The 19,594-nt window shown below is 37.8% G+C and carries 17 protein-coding genes; 7 read left to right on the plus strand and 10 right to left on the minus strand.

Annotation, left to right across the window (positions count from 1 at the left end):
• Window positions 1–11: 11 nt before the first annotated feature.
• Entirely contained in the window at window positions 12–2,282 is a 2,271-nt protein-coding gene (locus tag OLM56_RS05080; RefSeq protein WP_264528548.1) for a cation:proton antiporter, read from the plus strand.
• Between the two features lie 127 nt (window positions 2,283–2,409).
• On the opposite strand, the gene OLM56_RS05085 is transcribed toward OLM56_RS05080, so the two are convergent.
• The 3 genes from OLM56_RS05085 to pyrH form a co-directional block, all read right to left on the minus strand.
• Window positions 2,410–4,908 carry a DUF5686 and carboxypeptidase-like regulatory domain-containing protein gene (locus OLM56_RS05085; RefSeq protein ID WP_264528549.1) on the minus strand — a complete coding sequence of 833 codons (2,499 nt, stop codon included), beginning with the start codon at window positions 4,906–4,908 and terminating at the stop codon, window positions 2,410–2,412.
• Between the two features lie 179 nt (window positions 4,909–5,087).
• Entirely contained in the window at window positions 5,088–5,651 is a 564-nt protein-coding gene (frr, locus tag OLM56_RS05090) for a ribosome recycling factor (protein ID WP_264528550.1), read from the minus strand.
• A 70-nt stretch (window positions 5,652–5,721) separates the two neighbouring features.
• Window positions 5,722–6,429: a UMP kinase gene (gene pyrH / locus OLM56_RS05095; RefSeq protein WP_264528551.1), complete on the minus strand. Its 708-nt coding sequence runs from the start codon at window positions 6,427–6,429 to the stop codon at window positions 5,722–5,724.
• Window positions 6,430–6,553: 124 nt separating this feature from the next.
• On the opposite strand from pyrH, the gene OLM56_RS05100 reads away from it, so the two are divergent.
• Together OLM56_RS05100 and OLM56_RS05105 are read left to right on the plus strand one after the other, a co-directional pair.
• Window positions 6,554–7,165, plus strand: a complete 612-nt coding sequence (locus tag OLM56_RS05100; RefSeq protein WP_264528552.1) for a thioredoxin family protein — start codon at window positions 6,554–6,556, stop codon at window positions 7,163–7,165.
• The gene (locus OLM56_RS05105) at window positions 7,165–7,899 is read left to right on the plus strand and encodes a phytanoyl-CoA dioxygenase family protein (RefSeq protein ID WP_264528553.1); all 735 of its coding nucleotides are present in this window, start codon (window positions 7,165–7,167) and stop codon (window positions 7,897–7,899) included. Before OLM56_RS05100 ends, OLM56_RS05105 begins: the two co-directional genes overlap by 1 nt.
• Before the next feature lies 1 nt (window position 7,900).
• Here the strand turns inward: OLM56_RS05105 and OLM56_RS05110 are convergent, their stop codons facing one another.
• The 5 genes from OLM56_RS05110 to OLM56_RS05130 form a co-directional block, all read right to left on the minus strand.
• The gene (locus OLM56_RS05110) at window positions 7,901–8,530 is read right to left on the minus strand and encodes a YiiX/YebB-like N1pC/P60 family cysteine hydrolase (RefSeq protein WP_264528554.1); all 630 of its coding nucleotides are present in this window, start codon (window positions 8,528–8,530) and stop codon (window positions 7,901–7,903) included.
• A 3-nt stretch (window positions 8,531–8,533) separates the two neighbouring features.
• Complete coding sequence (gene truB, locus OLM56_RS05115) at window positions 8,534–9,232, minus strand: tRNA pseudouridine(55) synthase TruB (RefSeq protein WP_264528555.1); 699 nt, start codon at window positions 9,230–9,232, stop codon at window positions 8,534–8,536.
• A gap of 7 nt (window positions 9,233–9,239) precedes the next feature.
• Window positions 9,240–10,049, minus strand: a complete 810-nt coding sequence (locus OLM56_RS05120; protein ID WP_182493333.1) for an undecaprenyl-diphosphate phosphatase — start codon at window positions 10,047–10,049, stop codon at window positions 9,240–9,242.
• A gap of 61 nt (window positions 10,050–10,110) precedes the next feature.
• Window positions 10,111–10,359: a DUF3098 domain-containing protein gene (locus OLM56_RS05125; protein ID WP_264528556.1), complete on the minus strand. Its 249-nt coding sequence runs from the start codon at window positions 10,357–10,359 to the stop codon at window positions 10,111–10,113.
• A 51-nt stretch (window positions 10,360–10,410) separates the two neighbouring features.
• Window positions 10,411–11,286, minus strand: a complete 876-nt coding sequence (locus tag OLM56_RS05130) for a cell division protein FtsX (protein ID WP_264528557.1) — start codon at window positions 11,284–11,286, stop codon at window positions 10,411–10,413.
• Window positions 11,287–11,533: 247 nt separating this feature from the next.
• Between OLM56_RS05130 and leuS the strand changes: the two genes are divergently transcribed.
• Complete coding sequence (gene leuS, locus OLM56_RS05135; RefSeq protein WP_264528558.1) at window positions 11,534–14,398, plus strand: leucine--tRNA ligase; 2,865 nt, start codon at window positions 11,534–11,536, stop codon at window positions 14,396–14,398.
• A gap of 100 nt (window positions 14,399–14,498) precedes the next feature.
• Window positions 14,499–15,197 carry a zinc metallopeptidase gene (locus OLM56_RS05140; RefSeq protein ID WP_264528559.1) on the plus strand — a complete coding sequence of 233 codons (699 nt, stop codon included), beginning with the start codon at window positions 14,499–14,501 and terminating at the stop codon, window positions 15,195–15,197.
• 175 nt (window positions 15,198–15,372) lie between these two features.
• On the opposite strand, the gene OLM56_RS05145 is transcribed toward OLM56_RS05140, so the two are convergent.
• Both OLM56_RS05145 and OLM56_RS05150 read right to left on the minus strand, forming a co-directional pair.
• The gene (locus tag OLM56_RS05145) at window positions 15,373–15,843 is read right to left on the minus strand and encodes an Lrp/AsnC family transcriptional regulator (RefSeq protein WP_121375973.1); all 471 of its coding nucleotides are present in this window, start codon (window positions 15,841–15,843) and stop codon (window positions 15,373–15,375) included.
• Between the two features lie 118 nt (window positions 15,844–15,961).
• Window positions 15,962–17,332, minus strand: coding sequence for a saccharopine dehydrogenase family protein (locus tag OLM56_RS05150; RefSeq protein WP_264528560.1), 1,371 nt, complete (start codon window positions 17,330–17,332; stop codon window positions 15,962–15,964).
• 124 nt (window positions 17,333–17,456) lie between these two features.
• Between OLM56_RS05150 and OLM56_RS05155 the strand changes: the two genes are divergently transcribed.
• Together OLM56_RS05155 and pckA are read left to right on the plus strand one after the other, a co-directional pair.
• Window positions 17,457–17,843, plus strand: coding sequence for a DUF423 domain-containing protein (locus tag OLM56_RS05155; protein ID WP_121375975.1), 387 nt, complete (start codon window positions 17,457–17,459; stop codon window positions 17,841–17,843).
• 78 nt (window positions 17,844–17,921) lie between these two features.
• Entirely contained in the window at window positions 17,922–19,550 is a 1,629-nt protein-coding gene (gene pckA, locus OLM56_RS05160; protein WP_264528561.1) for a phosphoenolpyruvate carboxykinase (ATP), read from the plus strand.
• Window positions 19,551–19,594 lie beyond the last annotated feature (44 nt).

Below are 19,594 nucleotides of genomic sequence, written 5' to 3' on the forward strand. Positions count from 1 at the left end.
CGACTTACCCAATGCAAAAACACAAAAACTCTATTTTCTATGTTGTCCTCATAGTTGTTTTCTCTGGTATCATTTATTGGTTTTTAGACCAAGGCAAACACCTGCAACATGGAAAAACAATAATCGAAAAAACTTCTGACAAATCACAATGGGCAGAATTTGTTGATTCGATGCAGCATAGCTTGCAACATCCTTTGGCCATTTTACTAGCCCAAATCTTGACGATTATTTTAGTGGCACGGTTTTTTGGATGGATTTGCAGGAAAATCGGACAGCCTTCGGTTGTCGGTGAAATCATTGCCGGAATTGTGCTCGGACCTTCCTTATTAGGATTGTATTTTCCAGAATTTAAAGAAACTCTTTTTCCAGTAGCTTCTCTTGGGAATTTACAATTCTTGAGCCAAATCGGATTAATCCTTTTCATGTTTGTTATCGGAATGGAACTGGATCTGAAAGTCTTGCGAAATAAAGCCCATGAGGCAGTGGTTATAAGCCATGCCAGCATCATTTTCCCTTTTACATTAGGAATCGGATTGGCTTATTTTATGTATGATACTTTCGCTCCTGAAGGCGTAGCTTTTTTATCTTTTGCTCTTTTTTGCGGTATCGCGATGAGTATCACGGCTTTCCCTGTTTTGGCGAGAATCGTGCAAGAACGAGGCATACACAAGACAAAATTAGGGAGCATCGTTATTACTTGTGCAGCTGCTGACGATATTACGGCTTGGTGTATTTTAGCGGCGGTAATTGCTATCGTAAAAGCAGGATCTTTTGTAAGTTCCTTATACATTATTGTTTTGGCTGTGACGTATGTTTTCTTGATGATTATGATCGTAAAGCCTTTCTTGAAAAGAGTTGGCGATTTATATTCTTCTCGAAAAACATTAAGCAAGCCGGTTGTCGCTATTTTCTTTCTAACGTTGATCATTTCTTCGTATGTGACAGAAGTCATCGGAATCCATGCTTTATTTGGAGCTTTTATGGCAGGCGTAATTATGCCAGAAAGTGCCAAGTTTAGAAGTATTTTCATTGAGAAAGTAGAAGATATTGCTCTGATTGTATTGCTGCCATTGTTTTTTGTCTTTACGGGCTTAAGAACCGAAATAGGACTTTTGGACGATCCGTATCTGTGGAAAATCACGGCTTTAATTATTGCAGTAGCAGTCGTTGGAAAATTCTTAGGAAGTACATTGGCGGCAAAATTTGTCGGGCAAAATTGGAGAGACAGTCTTTATATCGGAGCCTTAATGAATACTCGTGGCTTGATGGAATTAATCGTATTAAACATTGGCTACGAGCTAGGCGTGCTTTCTCCGATGATCTTCACGATGATGGTCATCATGGCTTTAGTGACGACATTTATGACTGGGCCTGCTTTGGACCTGATTAATTTTATTTTCAAGACTAAAAACTCGATTATTCCTGAAACCATCAGCAGTAAGATAAAATACAAGATATTGCTTTCTTTCGCTATTCCAGATAGAGGAATTGCCTTGCTGAAAGTAGCCAATAGCTTGGTGCGAAAACAAAACGGGAATGCCATTGTAACAGCCATGCATTTGTCGTCAAGTAACGAATTGCACGGATTTGATGCGAGTCATTATGAACAAGAGGTCTTCAAGCCAATCGTCAATGAAGCTGAAAATCTCGACCAAAAAATCATCACGCTTTTCAAAGCTTCGGTAGATATCGATTCAGACATTACTGAAATCGCAAATCAAGGCGAATTTGACTTGCTGTTAATCGGATTGGGACAGTCTATTTTTGAAGGCACCTTGCTGGGAAGAGTTCTAGGATATACGACTCGAATCATAAATCCCGATAGGCTGATTGATAAATTTACTGGAAAGGAAGGTTTGTTTGAAAACTCTCCTTTCGATGAAAGGACGCGTCATATCGTTGCTTACAGCAAAATGCCGGTAGGTATTTTAGTAGATAAAAACCTAGAAGAAATCGACCAGGTCTTTATGCCATTATTTTGTGCCGAAGATCGATTTTTGATAGAATATGCCCAAAAGTTAATCCATAACAATGGTTGTCAAGTTACCATCTTGGATCCTACGGGAGAAATAAAAAACAATTCAGAAATCAAGGAAAGCATCCGTTCTATAGAGCAGATTGCTCCAAATCATATTGCCATGTCAGGCGAAAAAACGATGAAAAAAGAATTTCTTGAAAGACAAGACCTGATGATTATCAGCCTTGAAAGCTGGAAGAAATTGGTTGATTCACAGAGCGTTTGGTTAAATAATACGCCTTCTGTGTTAATTATTAAACCATAAATTTTAAAAGTCCTACTTTTGTATCGGATTAAATACTTATAAAGATTACGTTGTTATTAATTCTAAAAACCTGCCCAGCTAAAACTTGGCAGGTTTTATATTTATAAGAAATTTATGAAACAGCGCCTTAAAAACCTAAATTTAGGATAAAGGTCAATTTGATAGAAAGATTGTCTTCAAATTTGGCCAATTGATTCGGACCATAACGGTAAAATCCAGACAAACCGAAGGCTTTGTAGATTTGATTCAGCTCGATTCCCGATTCAAAATAGCCATCTCTTAAGGTTTTGTAATTAAGTCCGATATGCTGTTCTGGTTTTTCCATATCGCCCCAAGCCATTCTCGAAACCAAAACTAGCGAAGGCTTGATTCCTTTGAAAACAGTGACTCTTTTAAAGCCGTGCTTGAATTGGAACATCACATATTTGCTAGAGAAAAATTCGTTGAAATACATCGTCTCAAAACTGTTCTTTCCTGCAATCGTGATTCGTTCAATTAGTTTTTCCTTCGTAAGGCTGTTCGGAGAGGTATTGTAAAGATGTGAAATCGGCACATCGCCTATCGCATAACCAGCTTCCATTAAAAGTGCGGTCCTTTGTCCGTTTAGATAGCGTTTTTCATATTCTGCTCTCAAATCTATTTTAGAGAAAGTAAAATCATTTTCAAAAACCTTTGGCAATGATTGCGTGAATTGAAACGTGAATTTCGGATAGCGTTTTTCTATTTCTAGCTTTCCTGTAGGCGTCTGCATATAATCGCTAAAAGGATTCCATTGTAGCGAAACCATTGCAGTTGTCATGTCGTAGTTAGTATACGATTTTCCGTCTACAGTATACAAGTAGTCAAATTTAGGCTCGATTCTGCTATGCGTAAGCTGCCAGATACTTTCCGTTTTAGGAAGGATTTTTGTCTCAATATAACCTCGCCACGTTTTGTGGTTATAGAAAGTACTTAAGTTGATCGGACGAGGATCATAAATTTTAAAAACCCTCTTGTCGATGGCAAAAGAGGTGCTCGCAATTTCTCGCACATCATCCGTATAGCTTCCTCCGATCCATGAATTTGAAAAGATACCCACGCGAACCGCTCCGCCAATGCTGTATTTGAAATCGCCATCCTTGGTTCCGTAAGCCGTATAGCCGTCTAGGCGGTACTTGTTTGAAAATCGCTCGTTCGTAATACCTCCCAAGCCAACTCTGAAACCTTCGTAGTTGTTATAGCTTAAAAGATAACGCAAATCCATATCCACTGGCCCAATAGGAACATATCCATTTAATATTTTTCGACCGAAGCGAAGTTTTTTCTCCAAACGTTCTTTTTGGGCGATGCTATCCAGAGCAATGTAAGTTCTTTCGCTTCGAGTATCGAGGCTGTCTTTTCTGTAGCTGTTCCAGAAAGAATCGTCTTTTTTTATGGCGTCATCCTTTACTTCGATATAGATAGCTGGATGTTTTATTTTTACAGGAATGTTCTGTTGCCTGTCGAAATTATAAGATTTAGAAACCAGGTACGTAAAATCGGAAGCGTCTTTTTTTCTTGTCGTATTATTGCTGTCAAGATCGCCTTCAAACTTGATTGTACCGCCTAAGATACGGATGTCGTCGTCGTTTTTTCCTTTTACGATTTTAAACTCTTTTTGCGTTGGGAACCAGATTTTTTCATTTTCGAGATATTCAAACTCGTGTGTTGCCGAAATATCCAATACGCCACGGATTCTCATGATGGCTTTGGCAATAGCAAAGTTTTCTTTATCGATGTAGACAACACCTTCTAATCCCGATGATTTTCTTTTCTTTTTCGGCTTGAAATAAATCATGTAAGTGTCGCGGTTTTCGACTTTCACGGTGTCTAATATTCTAAAACGGTAATCTGCAAAAGCATCTGGCGCTATAGGGCTATTGTATTTGGTCTCAAATAATTCGTATTTAGGATCGTAAACCGAAAAAGATTGGAGGTTAAAAGCAATGATTTCGTAAATTGGATTTTTAAGTCCCGCCATTTTTGTTCCCAAGATCGTTTCTTTCAGCTTTTTGTTGCTGAATTGGAATTGAGATACTTTTTCGGTCTGGAATAAATGCTGGCGGTCGATAATCTTCTTGAATTTATAATTCGTAGAATCGACTTCCTTGAATTCTTTTCCGTAATACCTTTCTACAAAGACAGAATCAATACTTCCGTCGATAGAATCTGGATTGGCAGAAACAATTAATTTGTTATAAGACTTGAACTGGAAGCTTTGTAACTTTTGTTGCGGATCGTTATCTTTTTTATTTTTTATGGCTTGGCGAATAATTGCATTCGCAGGATTTTCTTCCGAAGAAAGTACAATTTCGCTTAAGTTTTCTGATTTTGGAGAAAGCAGAATTTCATAATACTTTTTGTTGCGATCTCCTAGTATCGTCTTAGGGCTATATCCGATGTAAGAAATCGTGAAAAAGGCAATCTGATTTTCATCCTGAAGCAAGAATTTTCCGTCTACATCAGTCACTGTAGCTCTATTATTGCTGGATATTGTAGCAAAAGGAAGCGGTTTTTTGGTGCTTTCATCCTTCACGATTCCAGAAATCTGAAATTGTGCTTGCACGGAAACAGAAAGAAGGAAAAATAAAAAAGTTAAATGCTTCATAGGGTTATGTAACAGACGAATAGATGGTAGTTTTGTTACACGTTGCAAAAGTAAGTGACTTCTGTAAAAAAAAATCCACTATTTAAGGGGATTTTAATATTTGGCAGCATAAAATAAATGTTCAGATATAAAAAAAGCCGGATAATTATCCGGCTCGTATATTTTAGAATGTAAAAGAATTAAACTTTCATGATTTCAGCTTCCTTAACGGCTAAAAGCTCGTCTACTTTTTTAATAAAAGCATTGGTCAGGTTTTGAACTTTATCTTCAGCTGTTTTGCACATGTCTTCTGAAGTTCCTTCTTTTTCTAATTTTTTGATGTCTGTATTAGCATCTTTACGTACGTTTCTGATTCCGATTTTTGCATCTTCGGCTTCTGATTTAGCTTGTTTTACCAAGTCACGACGGCGCTCTTCTGTTAAAGGCGGCACGTTGATGATGATTACATCGCCATTGTTCATCGGATTAAAGCCGATGTTTGCAATTTGAATTGCTTTTTCGATTGGCTGCAACATGCTTTTTTCGTAAGGCTGAATCGTAATCGTTCTTGCATCGGGAACGTTGATGTTCGATACTTGGCTAAGCGGAGTCGCAGCGCCATAATAATCAACAAATACGCTTCCTAACATAGCAGGACTTGCCTTACCGGCACGGATATTCAAGAATTCTTTTTCAAGATGAGCAATTGAACCTGACATCGATTCTTCAGTGCTATCTAATATAAAATCAATTTCTTCAGTCATTTTTATCTAGAATTTCAGATTTCAGATTCAGATTCAGCCATTCGACTGCTATCTTGATTCTGTTTTCTAATTATACATTAACTACTGTTCCTATATTTTCGCCTTCGCAGATTTTCAAAAGATTTCCTTTTTTGTTCATGTCGAAAACAACAATCGGCAGGGCATTTTCTTGGCTAAGCGTAAATGCTGTCGTATCCATTACGTTCAGTCCTTTTTTCAAGACGTCTTCAAATGAAATAGTATCGAATTTCACAGCATCTGCGTTTTTCTCCGGATCAGAAGTATATACTCCATCTACACGGGTTCCCTTTAAGATTACATCGGCATGAACTTCAACACCTCTTAATACGGCCGCTGTATCTGTCGTGAAATAAGGATTTCCTGTTCCCGCTCCGAAAATTACGATTCTTCCTTTTTCAAGATGGCGAACCGCTCTTCTTTTGATATACGGTTCAGCAATAGCTTCAATTTTCAAGGCAGTCTGTAGACGAGTCAGCATTCCTTTGTCTTCAAGAGCTCCTTGAAGCGCCATTCCGTTGATCACGGTAGCTAGCATTCCCATATAATCCCCTTGAACTCTGTCCATTCCATTGCTGGCTCCGGCTACGCCGCGAAAAATATTTCCTCCTCCGATTACGATTGCAATTTCAACGCCTCTGTTATGAATTTCCTTGATTTCATCTGCATATTCGGCTAATCTTTGTGGATCGATACCGTATTGTCTGTCGCCCATCAAGGCTTCTCCACTTAATTTTAGGAGTATTCTTTTATATTTCATGCGCTGATTTTGTTTTTCGCTTAAGTTGTGCAAATATAGTCATAATCTGTTTTTTTGGAATAAGTTGGCAAAAAAAAAGTATTTTGAGTTTTTAGAATTAATTTTGCAGTACTAAATTGAGAATATGGAAGAGATTATCAAGGCCAGTCTACCTAAAAGCTTGACTTATTTTGAATATAGAAAACTGGTTACAGATTTGCTTTTAGAGGGAAAATCTACAGGTCCAATCCAAACAGATGATCTGTTGCATTATAGCAAGCTGAACGAAACGCGAATGAATCGCTTGGAAAAGACGATTGTTATTTCTCCAGAGAATACCGAAAGAATTAATCTCTTAAGAAGAAAATATATCTGGCTTGTAATTTCGGAAGGTTGGTGTGGCGATGCGGCACAATTGCTTCCGATCATGCACAAAATGGAGGTGTTGTCGGATAACATCAATTTTAAGATTGTCCTTCGTGATGAAAATCCTGCATTGATGGATAAATTTTTGACGAATGGCGGAAGATCTATTCCAAAATTAATTGTCTTGGATAAAGAAACATTGGAAGTTTTGGCAGATTGGGGTCCAAGGCCGAAAGAGGCATTTGATTTGATTAAAAATTATAAGGAAGAGCATGGCGTTATCGATGAAAAAATTAAGACCGAATTGCAAATGTGGTATCTGCACGACAAAGGCTTAAGTACTCAAAATGAATTAATCGAACTTATGCGATTACTTGAAATTCAAGAATAATGAGCTACAACGAAAATGGTTATCTGCTTTTAGAGAATTTCTTTACGGAAACGAACCTGCAGGCTATTGAAAAAATCCTGTATAAATTTCACGAAAAGTGGATGGTAGATAATGCCTCAAGTTTTGAAAAAGGAGTTTTAAATAGCCATAGCCTGACTTCAGGAAATTATTTGGACATAGAAGAAAAAACAGCGCTTTTCCAATTTATTTCTCAACAAAGCATTCAAGAAATCGTTGATACAATTTATACCGATAAGCCCGTTTTCTTAAATACGCAGCTTTTTTTCGACCCGAAAGATAACAGCCAGAAAAATTATTGGCATCGCGATATCCAATACACTGGGCTGTCAGTGGAAGAGCAAAAACAGGCCATAAAACATCAAGATGTTGTTCATTTTAGGATTCCGATAAAAGCAGAATTAGGAATCGAATTGATACCAAAAACACATCGCGAATGGGACTTGCCTCACGAATTTGATGTCAGGAATTCATTAAATAATTCGAAACCAAGCGATGATTTGCAAAGAGGAAAGACAATCCAGCTGAAACGTGGCGACTTGCTTGTTTTTTCTGCCAATATGACCCATCGAGGAATTTATGGAAAAGATCGCTTTTCTTTTGACGTAATTTTTTGCAACAATATTCCTGAAATCAAACGCTTTATCGACCAAAATAATTTTCCATCAGAAGAAATTTTGAAAAAGCTGAAAAATAAAGAACTATTCCGTTTGTAGGTTATTTTAAAGTTCCGAGGATATAAATCTTGTCAGAAGTAGACATTCCGCCCGGATTGCAGCCTGGTTTTCCTTCTGGAATCTCGCTTTCAATTTGCTTGTAATACTCTACCCAAGCCGGGAAAAAGTCATTGGTTCCAGGTTCTTTGTAGGTCATCGGAAACAATTGAAAAAAAGGTTTTTCTTTGTTTGCCTTTTTAAAAGCATCGTAGATTAATTCTGAACAATAATATTTTCCATTATCGTAAACATAATCATCGTCATACGGAACCCCGACTTGCTTTAAAGAAAAAGAAATCGCTTCAGGAATCAACTTGCTATATTTCTTTTTGACCCTGCCGATGTACATTGGTTTGGAAGTGTTTTTAGAAAATTTTTTTAAAGTATTCAATCGTACGGCAGCACCAGCGGCTTCAATGATATATATCGTGTCATTTTTCTTGTAGACCAATCCCATATGGCTGAAATCGTTTCCTTTATAACCTTCGGTCACAGCTTCAATAGCATCGCAAAGCGGACCACAATCCATATCTTGGAAAATAAAATCGCCTGTTTTTAAGTCAGAAAGAGTTACTTGAGAATAAGAAATAAAAGAGAAAAAAAGGACGGATAATAAGAGCAACTTTTTCATAATCTATTCCGTTTTTTCAGAAAGTGAATCTACAAAAGCTTCTAAGCCATAACCGTTTTTTACATCGTAGTCACCGATTTTTGTTCTTCGCAGCGCGGTAAGATGTCCGCCAGAATGTAGCGCTTTTCCAAAATCAAAGGCTAGCGAACGGATATAAGTTCCTTTGCTGCAAACCACTCTAAAGTCAATTTCGGGCAAAGCAATTCGTGTAATTTCAAATTCGTGGATTGTTGTTTTTCTAGTCGGAATTTCAACTTCTTCTCCATTTCGGGCATGCTCGTACAAGCGAATGCCGTCTTTTTTCAGGGCAGAAAAAATAGGAGGACGCTGGTCGATTTCGCCTAGAAACTGCTTTACCGTTTCATGAATCAGCTCTTCTGTGATATGTTCTGTCGGGAAAGTTTCGTTGATTTCAGTCTCTAAATCATACGAAGGCGTGGTTGCGCCAACCGTAATCGTTCCAGTATATTCTTTAGCCTGGCCTTGCAGTTCGGTAATTCTTTTGGTGAATTTTCCGGTACAGACCAAAAGCAATCCAGAAGCCAAAGGATCTAAAGTCCCAGCATGACCGATCTTAATTTTTTTCAAGCCGAGTTTGCTCTTCAAGGCCCATTTTAATTTGTTCACCGCTTGAAACGATGTCCAATTCAAAGGCTTGTCAATTAATAAAACTTGGCCGTCTTGAAAATCTTGTGCTGTCAATGCTAAATTATTTTATGTAGATGAAATAAATCAAGAGTAAGGCTCCAGCAATAATTCTGTAATAACCCCAAGGCTTAAAACCGTATTTTTTAATGACTCCGATAAAGAATTTGATGGCAATAATCGAAACGATAAAGGCTACAATGTTTCCGATTGCAAATAACTTTAGATTGTCTCCAGATTGCATCAATAATTCATATCCTTTTAATCCTGAAACTTTATAAGTTTTCAAAAAAACAGAATAGCAAGTTACGGCTAGCATGGTCGGAACGGCTAAGAAAAAAGAAAATTCAGCAGCAGTCTGACGTGTCAAGCCTTGTTGCATTCCGCCAATGATTGAAGCAGCAGAACGGCTTGTTCCTGGCATCATGGCCAGACATTGCCAAAAGCCTATAGTCACTGCTTTTTTGATAGAGATATCCTCTTCATGTGCAACAGTGGGGTTTTTGAAATAATTGTCAATAAATAATAGGATAAAACCTCCGATGATTAGCACGATTGCAATTGGAATCGGATCGCCCAATACGGCATCAATATAATCGTCAAACAGATAGCCTAAAATTAAGGCCGGAACTACGGCTAAAGCTAACTTGATGTAAAAATTGAACTTGCTGAAGTTGAAAAACTTTCTCCAATATAAAGCTACTACAGCCAAGATAGCTCCGAACTGAATCGAAACCTGAAATAATTTTGTAAAATCATCTTCTTGAATTCCAAAGTAAGAACTCGTAAAAATCATATGTCCTGTAGAAGAAACGGGCAGATATTCTGTTAAGCCTTCGACAATGGCTATTAAGATTGCTTCAATTAAATCCATTTACTTTTTTAGATTGTTTTGTTTGTTGAGAAAGTCATGCAAAAAGCAAAACAAGCTCAATCTATTTTTTAGGATTTTTTAGAATAGCATAAATCGTAATTCCAAAACCAATCAAAACGGTTGTTGGAGCTAAGCGAATTCTTCTGAAATCAAAAATTTTATCGCTAAAAACAGCAGGATCATCTGTTCCACCGCCAGACATCAATATAAAGCCAAGCGCAATAACCCCAATTCCAATCAATAAGAATTTATAATTTACCTTGTCAAAAAGGAATTCGTTTTTTTGTGTATTCGTTTCTTTAGTACTCATAATTTCAAGTCAAAAGTTAATATTCTAAAATCTTAAATCAAAAATCCAAGATTAATAAAGATCGTCTGTACGCAAGTTCAAAAATCGTTGCGTAGCGAAAAATGTACTGAACCAAGTAATCAAGATTCCCACAATCAAAACGCCGACCAATACTAGACCAATCATTAACTGATCTCGCATGATTCCCAGATTAGGGAAATTAGTATCCACATAATACAATACGCCCATTAAAGCGAAAATTGCCAAAAGAGAACCGATAACGCCTAGCTTGATGCTTCTCCAGATAAATGGTTTTCTGATAAACGATTTTGTCGCGCCAACCATCTGCATCGTCTTGATGATAAAACGGTTCGAATAAATCGACAGACGCATAGAACTGTTGATTAGCAAAACCGCTACTAAAGCCAAAAATCCGCTGGCAATTAAAATCCAGAAACTGATTCTTTGGATATTGTCGTTTACTAAATTTACCAAAACTTTGTCGTAAACGATATCAGAAACCATAGGGTTTTCCATGATTTTCGTTTCGAATTTTTTGATACTGTCCGTTACGATATAATCCGCTTTTAAGTGGATGTCAAATGAATTTTCTAAAGGATTTTCGCCTAAAAAAGCCATGAAATCCTCGCCGATAATATCCGTATGTTGTTTGGCCGCTTTTTCTTTGGTTACAAAATCATATGATTTTACGAATTTCGAAGTCTTTAATTGCGTATCGAAAGCATTGATAATACTGTCGTTTGCCTCGTTTTTGAAATAAACAGACATGGCAATTTCTTCCTTGAAATCATCCGATAATTTCTTCGAATTGATTACGAATAACCCTAATATTCCCAATAAAAAAAGTACCAAGAAAACACTCAATACCACAGAAAAATAAGAAGAAATAAGTCGTCGCTTTTGAAATTTTTCGAATGATGAAGCCATAGTTTTAATTTAATGCCGTAAAAATAATAAAGAATTTCTTTAAACACAGTTTATAACGCTCAAAGTTTTGACTTTCGTACAATAAACGTAAATTTGCTTCCTCGAATTGATTTTTTTTGTATACAACAAATTATTTTGAGCCGAATTATTGAGAAACGGGACATTGCGTATCTATTTTTCAATCATCACTAGTAATCTTAACATTAACCTTAGTACCTAAAAACGTAGCGACTTAGAACCTTATAAAATGAAATACAATCCTAACGAAATTGAAGCCAGATGGCAAAAGTATTGGGCTGAAAACGGAACTTTTCATGCAGAAAATAATTCTGATAAACCAAAATATTATGTTTTGGACATGTTTCCTTATCCTTCTGGAGCCGGACTCCATGTTGGGCATCCGCTAGGCTATATCGCTTCAGATATTTACGCAAGATTTAAAAGGCACCAAGGATTTAATGTTTTGCATCCGCAGGGTTATGACAGTTTCGGACTTCCGGCAGAACAATATGCTATCCAAACCGGACAGCACCCAGATAAGACAACCAAAGAAAATATTGCTCGCTATAGAGAGCAGTTGGATAAAATCGGATTTTCGTTTGACTGGAGCCGCGAAGTAAGAACGTCAAGTCCTGATTATTACAAATGGACCCAGTGGATTTTTATCCAGCTGTTCAATTCATGGTATGATAAAGATGCCGACCAAGCACGAGATATCAAGACGCTTGTTTTAGAATTTGAAGAAAACGGAAACGCAAAAGTAAATGCTGTTTCTGACGACAATATTCCTGTTTTTTCTGCTAATGATTGGAAATCCTATTCAAAAGAAGAGCAAGAACGAATTTTATTAAAATACCGCTTGACGTTTTTGGCTGAGACCGAAGTAAACTGGTGTCCGGCATTAGGAACCGTTTTGGCAAATGACGAAATCATAAATGGCGTTTCAGAACGCGGAGGCTATCCGGTAATCCGTAAAAAAATGACGCAATGGAGCATGCGAATTTCGGCGTATGCTGAACGCTTGCTGACAGGATTGGAAACGATCGATTGGACAGAATCTTTGAAAGAAAGCCAAAGAAACTGGATCGGAAAATCGGTTGGAGCTTCGGTAACATTCAAAGTAAAAGATTCAGAATTTGAAAGAAATGCTGTCGATTATATCTTAAGTGGCGACGAAACGAATGACCATGTTATTGAAGTTTTTACGACCCGTCCCGATACAATTTTTGGAGTGACGTTTATGACGTTGGCGCCAGAACACGATTTGGTTGCGAAAATTACGACGCCAGAACAAAAGAAAGCCGTGGACGCTTATGTGGAAGCGACTGCAAAACGCAGCGAACGTGAAAGAATGGCTGATGTAAAAACCATTTCTGGAGTTTTCACAGGAGCTTATGCAGAGCATCCGTTTACCAAAGAAGCCATTCCGGTTTGGATTGGCGATTACGTTTTAGCAGGCTATGGAACTGGAGCTGTAATGGCAGTTCCTTGCGGTGACGAACGTGATTATGCTTTCGCGAAACACTTTAATATTCCGATTAAAAATATATTTGAGAACGTAGATATTTCAGAAGAAGCGTACGGTTCGAAAGACAATGTCGTGATTGATAATTCCGATTTCCTAAATGGATTGGATTACAAACAAGCGACTAAAAAAGCCATCGAAGCTTTGGAAGAATTAGGACAAGGAAAAGGAAAAACCAATTACCGTTTGCGTGACGCTGTTTTCTCTCGCCAAAGATATTGGGGAGAACCTTTCCCAGTGTATTATGTAAACGGATTGCCACAGATGATCGAAACACAGCATCTGCCGATTCGTCTTCCAGAAGTAGAAAAATATTTGCCAACCGAAGACGGACAACCGCCTTTAGGAAATGCAACAGAATGGGCTTGGGATACAAAAGAATTGCGAATTACGAATTGTGAATTAATTGATAATGTGACAATTTTTCCTTTGGAATTGAATACGATGCCAGGCTGGGCAGGAAGTTCTTGGTATTGGTTGCGTTATATGGACGCGCATAACGAAAATGAATTTGTTTCTGACGAAGCTCAAAACTATTGGCAGAATGTCGATTTGTATATTGGAGGAAGCGAACATGCCACAGGACACTTGCTGTATTCTCGTTTTTGGAACAAATTTTTGAAAGATAGAGGTTTTGTCAATCAAGAAGAGCCGTTCAAGAAATTGATCAATCAAGGAATGATTTTGGGGATGAGTGCTTTGGTGTACAGAGTTTCTGGTACAAACACATATGTTTCTAAAAACATTAAAAATAATTACGAAACAGAGGGAATTCATATCGATATAAGTCTTGTAAATGCTTCGGATGAGATAGATACAGAGAAACTAAAAGGATGGCAGCCGCAGTTTCAGGATGCTGAATTTATAACTGAAAACGGAAGATTTTTTGTTGGCCGCGAGGTTGAAAAAATGTCGAAATCGAAATACAATGTTGTAAATCCAGACAATATTTGCGAAGAATACGGAGCCGATACGTTACGTCTGTACGAAATGTTTCTCGGTCCTTTAGAACAAGCCAAGCCATGGAATACAGCTGGAATCACGGGTGTATTCGGATTCTTAAAAAAACTTTGGAAATTGTATTTTGATGAAAACGGACTCATCGTAACTTCAAGCCCTGCATCGCCAGAAGCCTTGAAAACATTGCACAAGACCATCAAAAAAGTTCAGGAAGATATCGAGAATTTCTCTTTCAATACTTCCGTGAGTTCTTTTATGATTGCCGTAAACGAATTGACTGCAATGAACTGCCACGAACGTTCTGTTTTAGAACCATTAGTTGTACTGATTTCGCCTTATGCACCGCATATAGCTGAAGAACTATGGGAAAGACTAGGCCATAAGGAAAGTATTTCAGAAGTTCCTTTTCCGAGATTCAACCCAGAATATTTGGTAGAAAGCAATAAAGAATACCCGGTTTCTTTCAACGGAAAAATGCGTTTTACGATAAACCTTCCGCTTGATCTGACAGTCCAAGAAATTGAAAAGATTGTTATGGCCGACGAAAGAACGATTAAACAATTAGATGGCAAAACTCCGAACAAAGTCATTATTGTTCCAGGAAAGATCATCAATTTGGTAGGATAATTTTAAGAAATTTTTATCACTGACAAACTTTCAGTATCTTTAAAACCTCGTCAAATTGGCGAGGTTTTTGCTTTTCATTACTAAATCAAAAAACAAAAAAATGATAGGGTATTATATCTTACTAGGTGTTATCGCTTTGGTTAGCTGGGCTGTAAGTGCCAAGCTCCAAAGCAAGTTCGAATTTTATTCAAAAGTACATTTGCGCAACGGAATGAGCGGCGCTGAGATTGCAGAAAAAATGCTTCAAGATCATGGTATTTCGGGAGTCAGAGTAATTTCCACTCCAGGTCGTTTGACCGACCATTATAATCCGTCCGATAAGACGGTCAACTTGAGCGAAGCAGTGTACAACCAAAGAAACGCTGCATCTGCCGCAGTTGCTGCTCACGAAGTAGGCCATGCGGTGCAGCATGCTCAAGCGTATCAATGGCTGACAATGCGTTCTAAATTAGTTCCGATGGTGAATGTAGCTGCGCCAATTTCGCAATGGTTGATTATTATCGGTCTTGTCTTAGGAGCTGCCGCAGGAGTAGGAGCTGGGTTTTATGTTGCTGTTGCCGGTTTGGTTTTGATGTCAATTGCAACGTTGTTCAGTGTCATTACGCTTCCTGTGGAATATGATGCAAGTAACCGTGCTCTAGCTTGGCTGAAAAACAAAAATATGCTAAGCCAGCAAGAATATGCCGGAGCCGAAGATTCCCTAAAATGGGCTGCAAGAACGTATCTAGTAGCAGCGTTGGGTGCTATTGCCTCTTTGCTGTATTGGGCATTGCAAGTTTTTGGAGGAAGAAGAAACTAAGGGAAATTTTAGATTTCTGATTTTAGACATAAGATTTCGGAAAAAATATAAATAGTTGAAAAATCCGTGTTTAAAAAGCACGGATTTTTTGTTTGCATTTTGTCAAGTTCTCTATAATACAGCTATTTCTATCCGAAGCATTTTATCCTACCCTCAAAAATCAGAAATCAGAAATCTACAGCTGAATCTGTCTTTCAATCTGCTGATCCAGAGAAATAAAAGTTTCGGTTCTCGAAACACCTTCAATAGCTTGGATTTTAGTATTCAGCAATTGCATCAAGTGTTCATTATCGCGGCAGATAATCTTGATGAGAATCGACCAGTTTCCTGTGGTGTAATGACATTCCAAAACTTCGGGAATCTTTCTTAGTTCACGAACCGCTTCAGGATTTCGTGCAGCCTTGTCCAAATACACGCCTACAAAAGCCATGGTGCTGTAGCCTAAAACTTTTACGTTTACTACAAACTTTGAACCTGAAATTACGCCCGACTGTTCCAGCTTTCTAAGACGCTGGTGAATCGCTGCGCCAGAAATACCAATCTTATTGGCAATCTGAAGAATTGGCTTTCGGGCATCTTCCATCAAATCCCGAAGAATTTCTTTGTCGATACCGTCAATTTCTATTTGTAGGGAATTTATTTTCATTGGTTGCAATTTATAACTGAATTTAAGCTTTCAGTTTTATTTACAAACAAATATACAGAATTTTGCTTTTCAGTTAAGCTGAAAAAAAACCTACATCTTTCGATATAGGTTTCTGATATTATCCTGCAACGTTCTTTGGATTGTAGCCCATATAAGGAACCTGCTTTTCATTAAAGACGACTCCGTAGCTTTCCAATTCTTTTAAAATCGGCAGGTATACTTCTTTGTTTATCGGCAATTGCACGCCTGGCGTCTTGATATTTCCATTTAAAATCTGCAAGGTTGCCATAGCAACAGGAAGGCCGACAGTTTTGGCCATAGCAGTATACGTTTGGTCATCGCCCAAACAAACCATTGTCGAATCAATCTGTTTTTCTTGGCCGTCTAGCTGGTAGCCAAATTTATGATACATTACGATCATATCTTTGTCATGCTCCTCAAGCGTCCAGCTTTCTGTCAATATCTTTTCAAGGATTTGAGCAGGTGTTGCATTTTTTAGTCCTACGATTTTGTTGTTATTGAATAAATCCAATTCCAATAGCTTGTCCCATTTGATATCGTCTTGATCCATTTTTAGGCTCAAGCGCAATTTGATTTCTACAGAATCTGTCGGGTGATACGGCAAGAAAGAATTCGTGAATTCACGATAGGTCATCGTTTCAGAATCTTCCATCGTATAACTATCATCCGTCATCCCCAACTGCACGAACATATTCCAGGCTTTCGAAAAACCAACACGACGGATAGTTCCTCTATATAACGTCAAGGCATCATCCAGTCCATAAACACTTTTGTATTTTAAGGAATCACGATTGGCATAGCCTTCAAATCGGCCATAGCCTTCGACCTCCATAAATTCTGTCCTTCTGAATAACTTGTGGTAGGGGATGTATTTGTATGTTCCTTCTTGGATAAATTTTGCAGCACCACCTTGTCCGGCCAAGACTACATTCCTTGGATTCCAAGTAAATTTATAATTCCAAAGATTAGTATCCGATTCTGGTGCTACCAAGCCGCCGCAAAACGATTCAAAGAGAATTATTTTGCCACCTTGTTCGCGAATTTCATCAATTACTTTCATCGCGCTCATGTGGTCGATTCCAGGATCAAGCCCTATTTCGTTCATGAACACTAAGTTGTTTTCTTTCGCTTGAGCATCGAGATTCTGCATTGCTTCGCTGACATAAGAGGCGGTGACCATATGTTTTTTATAAGTAATGCAATCTTTTGCCACTTCAATGTGCATGTAAGCAGGAAGCATCGAAATCACAATGTCTGCTTTTTGGATTTCTTCCTTTCTTTGAGTTTCGTTGAAGATATCAAAAGCAATTGCCGTCGCATTTTTATGATTCTTGGTTTTTCTTTGTGCCAATTCTAAAGAAAGGTCCCCGATGGTAAGATGCAGGTTTTCTTCTTCTGATTTATTTAGAAGGTATTGAATTAGTGAAGAAGCAGACCTTCCGGCCCCGATTATTAGAATATGTCTCATGAAAACCGTAATTTTTTAATAATAACACAAAAGTAATTATTTGTTATATTTAAAAAAACTTAAAGGCGTTTGATTATCATAAAGTTTTCAAGATGCTTAACTTTGTGCTTCAAATTAAACAACAATGGACAGAAAAATAATTTCTACTGCAGCAATTTTAGGCTTTATTGCAATTATCTTAGGTGCTTTTGGCGCCCATGCCTTGAAAAAAGTCTTAACCATTGAACAGCTTACTTCTTTTGAAACAGGTGTAAAATATCAGATATACCATGCGCTGTTTCTCCTGTTTGCCGGGAGCACAAATCTGATCTCAGAAAAAGCAAAAAAGACCTTATATTATTTAGTCGTATTTGGCGTTATACTTTTTTCGGGTTCTATCTATCTTTTGGCGACAAAAAACGTAACAAACGTGGATTTCAGCGTTATAGGATTTATAACACCGATTGGAGGATTGCTAATGATTATGGCTTGGGGGCTTCTTTTTTTGAATATTCTTAAGAGAAAAGCATAAAGTTTTACCAAATATATCCAATCTGAAATTTAATTTTTACTTTTGCGAAATAATTAAACACAACTCAATTAGAATTCTATGGATAATTACACCCAATTTACGAAATCGATTTCGTTAGAAAAATATGGAATCAAGAATGTCGAAGAAGTGATCTATAATCCTTCTTATGAATTGCTTTATGCCGAAGAATTAAATCCTAGCCTTATAGGATTTGAAAAAGGACAATTGACAGAGCTTGGAGCAGTGAATGTAATGACGGGTGATTTTACAGGTCGTTCTCCAAAAGATAAATATATTGTTCAAGATGATGTTACTAAAGATACGATCTGGTGGACATCAGACAAAGCGGTTAACGACAATAAGCCGATCAGCCAAAATACTTGGGAAGCTTTAAAGAAAACTACAGTCGAGCAGCTTTCAAATAAAAAATTATATGTCGTGGATGCTTTTTGCGGCGCCAACGAGAACACCAGGCTGAAAGTACGTTTTATCGTTGAGGTAGCTTGGCAGGCACATTTCGTGAAAAACATGTTCATCCGTCCGACAGAAGAAGAGCTTGAAAACTATGGAGAGCCTGATTTTGTGGTAATGAACGCATCAAAAACAGAATTTGCCGATTATAAAAATCATGGATTAAATTCTGAAGTGTATATCGCTTTCAACCTTACTGAAAAAGTCCAAATTATTGGAGGAACTTGGTATGGAGGTGAAATGAAAAAAGGACTTTTCGCGATGATGAACTATTACCTTCCGTTGCAAGGAATAGCTTCAATGCACTGTTCTGCCAATAAAGGAAAAGATGGCGATGTTGCTGTTTTCTTCGGATTGTCTGGAACAGGAAAAACGACGCTTTCTACAGATCCGAAACGCGAATTGATTGGTGATGATGAGCACGGTTGGGACAATGACGGTGTTTTCAATTTCGAAGGCGGATGTTATGCGAAAACAATCGACTTAAGCAAAGAAAACGAGCCGGATATCTACAATGCAATCCGAAAAGATGCTTTGCTAGAAAACGTAACTGTTGATGCAGATGGCAAGATTGATTTCAAAGACGGTTCAGTAACTCAAAATACGAGAGTTTCTTATCCTATTTACCATATCGATAACATCGTAAAACCGGTTTCTAAGGCTGGCCATGCTTCAAAAGTAATTTTCTTGACTGCTGATGCGTTCGGAGTTATGCCTCCAGTTGCAAAACTTTCGCCAGAGCAGACTAAATACCACTTCCTTTCAGGATTTACTGCAAAATTAGCAGGAACTGAAAGAGGTGTGACGGAACCACAGCCTACTTTCTCAGCTTGCTTCGGTAAAGCTTTCCTTTCGCTTCATCCTACACAATATGGTGAAGAATTGGTTAAAAAGATGGAAGAGCACAGTGCAACAGCTTATATCGTAAATACAGGTTGGAACGGTACTGGAAAAAGAATTTCGATTAAAAATACAAGAGCGATTATTGACAGAATCTTAGATGGCTCTCTTGAAAACGCAGCAACTACGACTTTGCCGATTTTCAATTTTGAAATCCCGACAGCTTTAGAAGGAGTAGATGCTGATATTCTTGATCCAAGAAAAACCTATTCAAACGAATCAGAATGGGAAGCTAAGGCCAAAGATTTAGGAAGGCTTTTCGTAAAGAACTTTGTGCAATATGCAACTAATGAAGAAGGCAAAAACCTTGTGAAAGCAGGGCCGCAAGTGGACTAATTAGTGATGCTATAAATAAAAAAGCCCTGCAATTGCAGGGCTTT

The organism is Flavobacterium sp. N2550 (assembly GCF_025947265.1).
Classification (GTDB): Bacteria; Bacteroidota; Bacteroidia; order Flavobacteriales; family Flavobacteriaceae; genus Flavobacterium; species Flavobacterium endophyticum.

Bases quoted from the DNA above. Each gene is read 5' to 3' on its own strand.
- frr (WP_264528550.1), bottom strand. From the start codon at position 5,651: ATGACTGAAGAAATTGATTTTATATTAGATAGCACTGAAGAATCGATG.
- pckA (WP_264528561.1), top strand. From the start codon at position 17,922: ATGGATAATTACACCCAATTTACGAAATCGATTTCGTTAGAAAAATAT.
- pyrH (WP_264528551.1), bottom strand. From the start codon at position 6,429: ATGAAATATAAAAGAATACTCCTAAAATTAAGTGGAGAAGCCTTGATG.
- OLM56_RS05080 (WP_264528548.1), top strand. From the start codon at position 12: ATGCAAAAACACAAAAACTCTATTTTCTATGTTGTCCTCATAGTTGTT.
- OLM56_RS05125 (WP_264528556.1), bottom strand. From the start codon at position 10,359: ATGAGTACTAAAGAAACGAATACACAAAAAAACGAATTCCTTTTTGAC.
- OLM56_RS05110 (WP_264528554.1), bottom strand. From the start codon at position 8,530: ATGAAAAAGTTGCTCTTATTATCCGTCCTTTTTTTCTCTTTTATTTCT.
- OLM56_RS05120 (WP_182493333.1), bottom strand. From the start codon at position 10,049: ATGGATTTAATTGAAGCAATCTTAATAGCCATTGTCGAAGGCTTAACA.
- OLM56_RS05140 (WP_264528559.1), top strand. From the start codon at position 14,499: ATGATAGGGTATTATATCTTACTAGGTGTTATCGCTTTGGTTAGCTGG.
- OLM56_RS05100 (WP_264528552.1), top strand. From the start codon at position 6,554: ATGGAAGAGATTATCAAGGCCAGTCTACCTAAAAGCTTGACTTATTTT.
- OLM56_RS05085 (WP_264528549.1), bottom strand. From the start codon at position 4,908: ATGAAGCATTTAACTTTTTTATTTTTCCTTCTTTCTGTTTCCGTGCAA.
- leuS (WP_264528558.1), top strand. From the start codon at position 11,534: ATGAAATACAATCCTAACGAAATTGAAGCCAGATGGCAAAAGTATTGG.
- OLM56_RS05145 (WP_121375973.1), bottom strand. From the start codon at position 15,843: ATGAAAATAAATTCCCTACAAATAGAAATTGACGGTATCGACAAAGAA.
- OLM56_RS05130 (WP_264528557.1), bottom strand. From the start codon at position 11,286: ATGGCTTCATCATTCGAAAAATTTCAAAAGCGACGACTTATTTCTTCT.
- OLM56_RS05150 (WP_264528560.1), bottom strand. From the start codon at position 17,332: ATGAGACATATTCTAATAATCGGGGCCGGAAGGTCTGCTTCTTCACTA.
- OLM56_RS05155 (WP_121375975.1), top strand. From the start codon at position 17,457: ATGGACAGAAAAATAATTTCTACTGCAGCAATTTTAGGCTTTATTGCA.
- OLM56_RS05105 (WP_264528553.1), top strand. From the start codon at position 7,165: ATGAGCTACAACGAAAATGGTTATCTGCTTTTAGAGAATTTCTTTACG.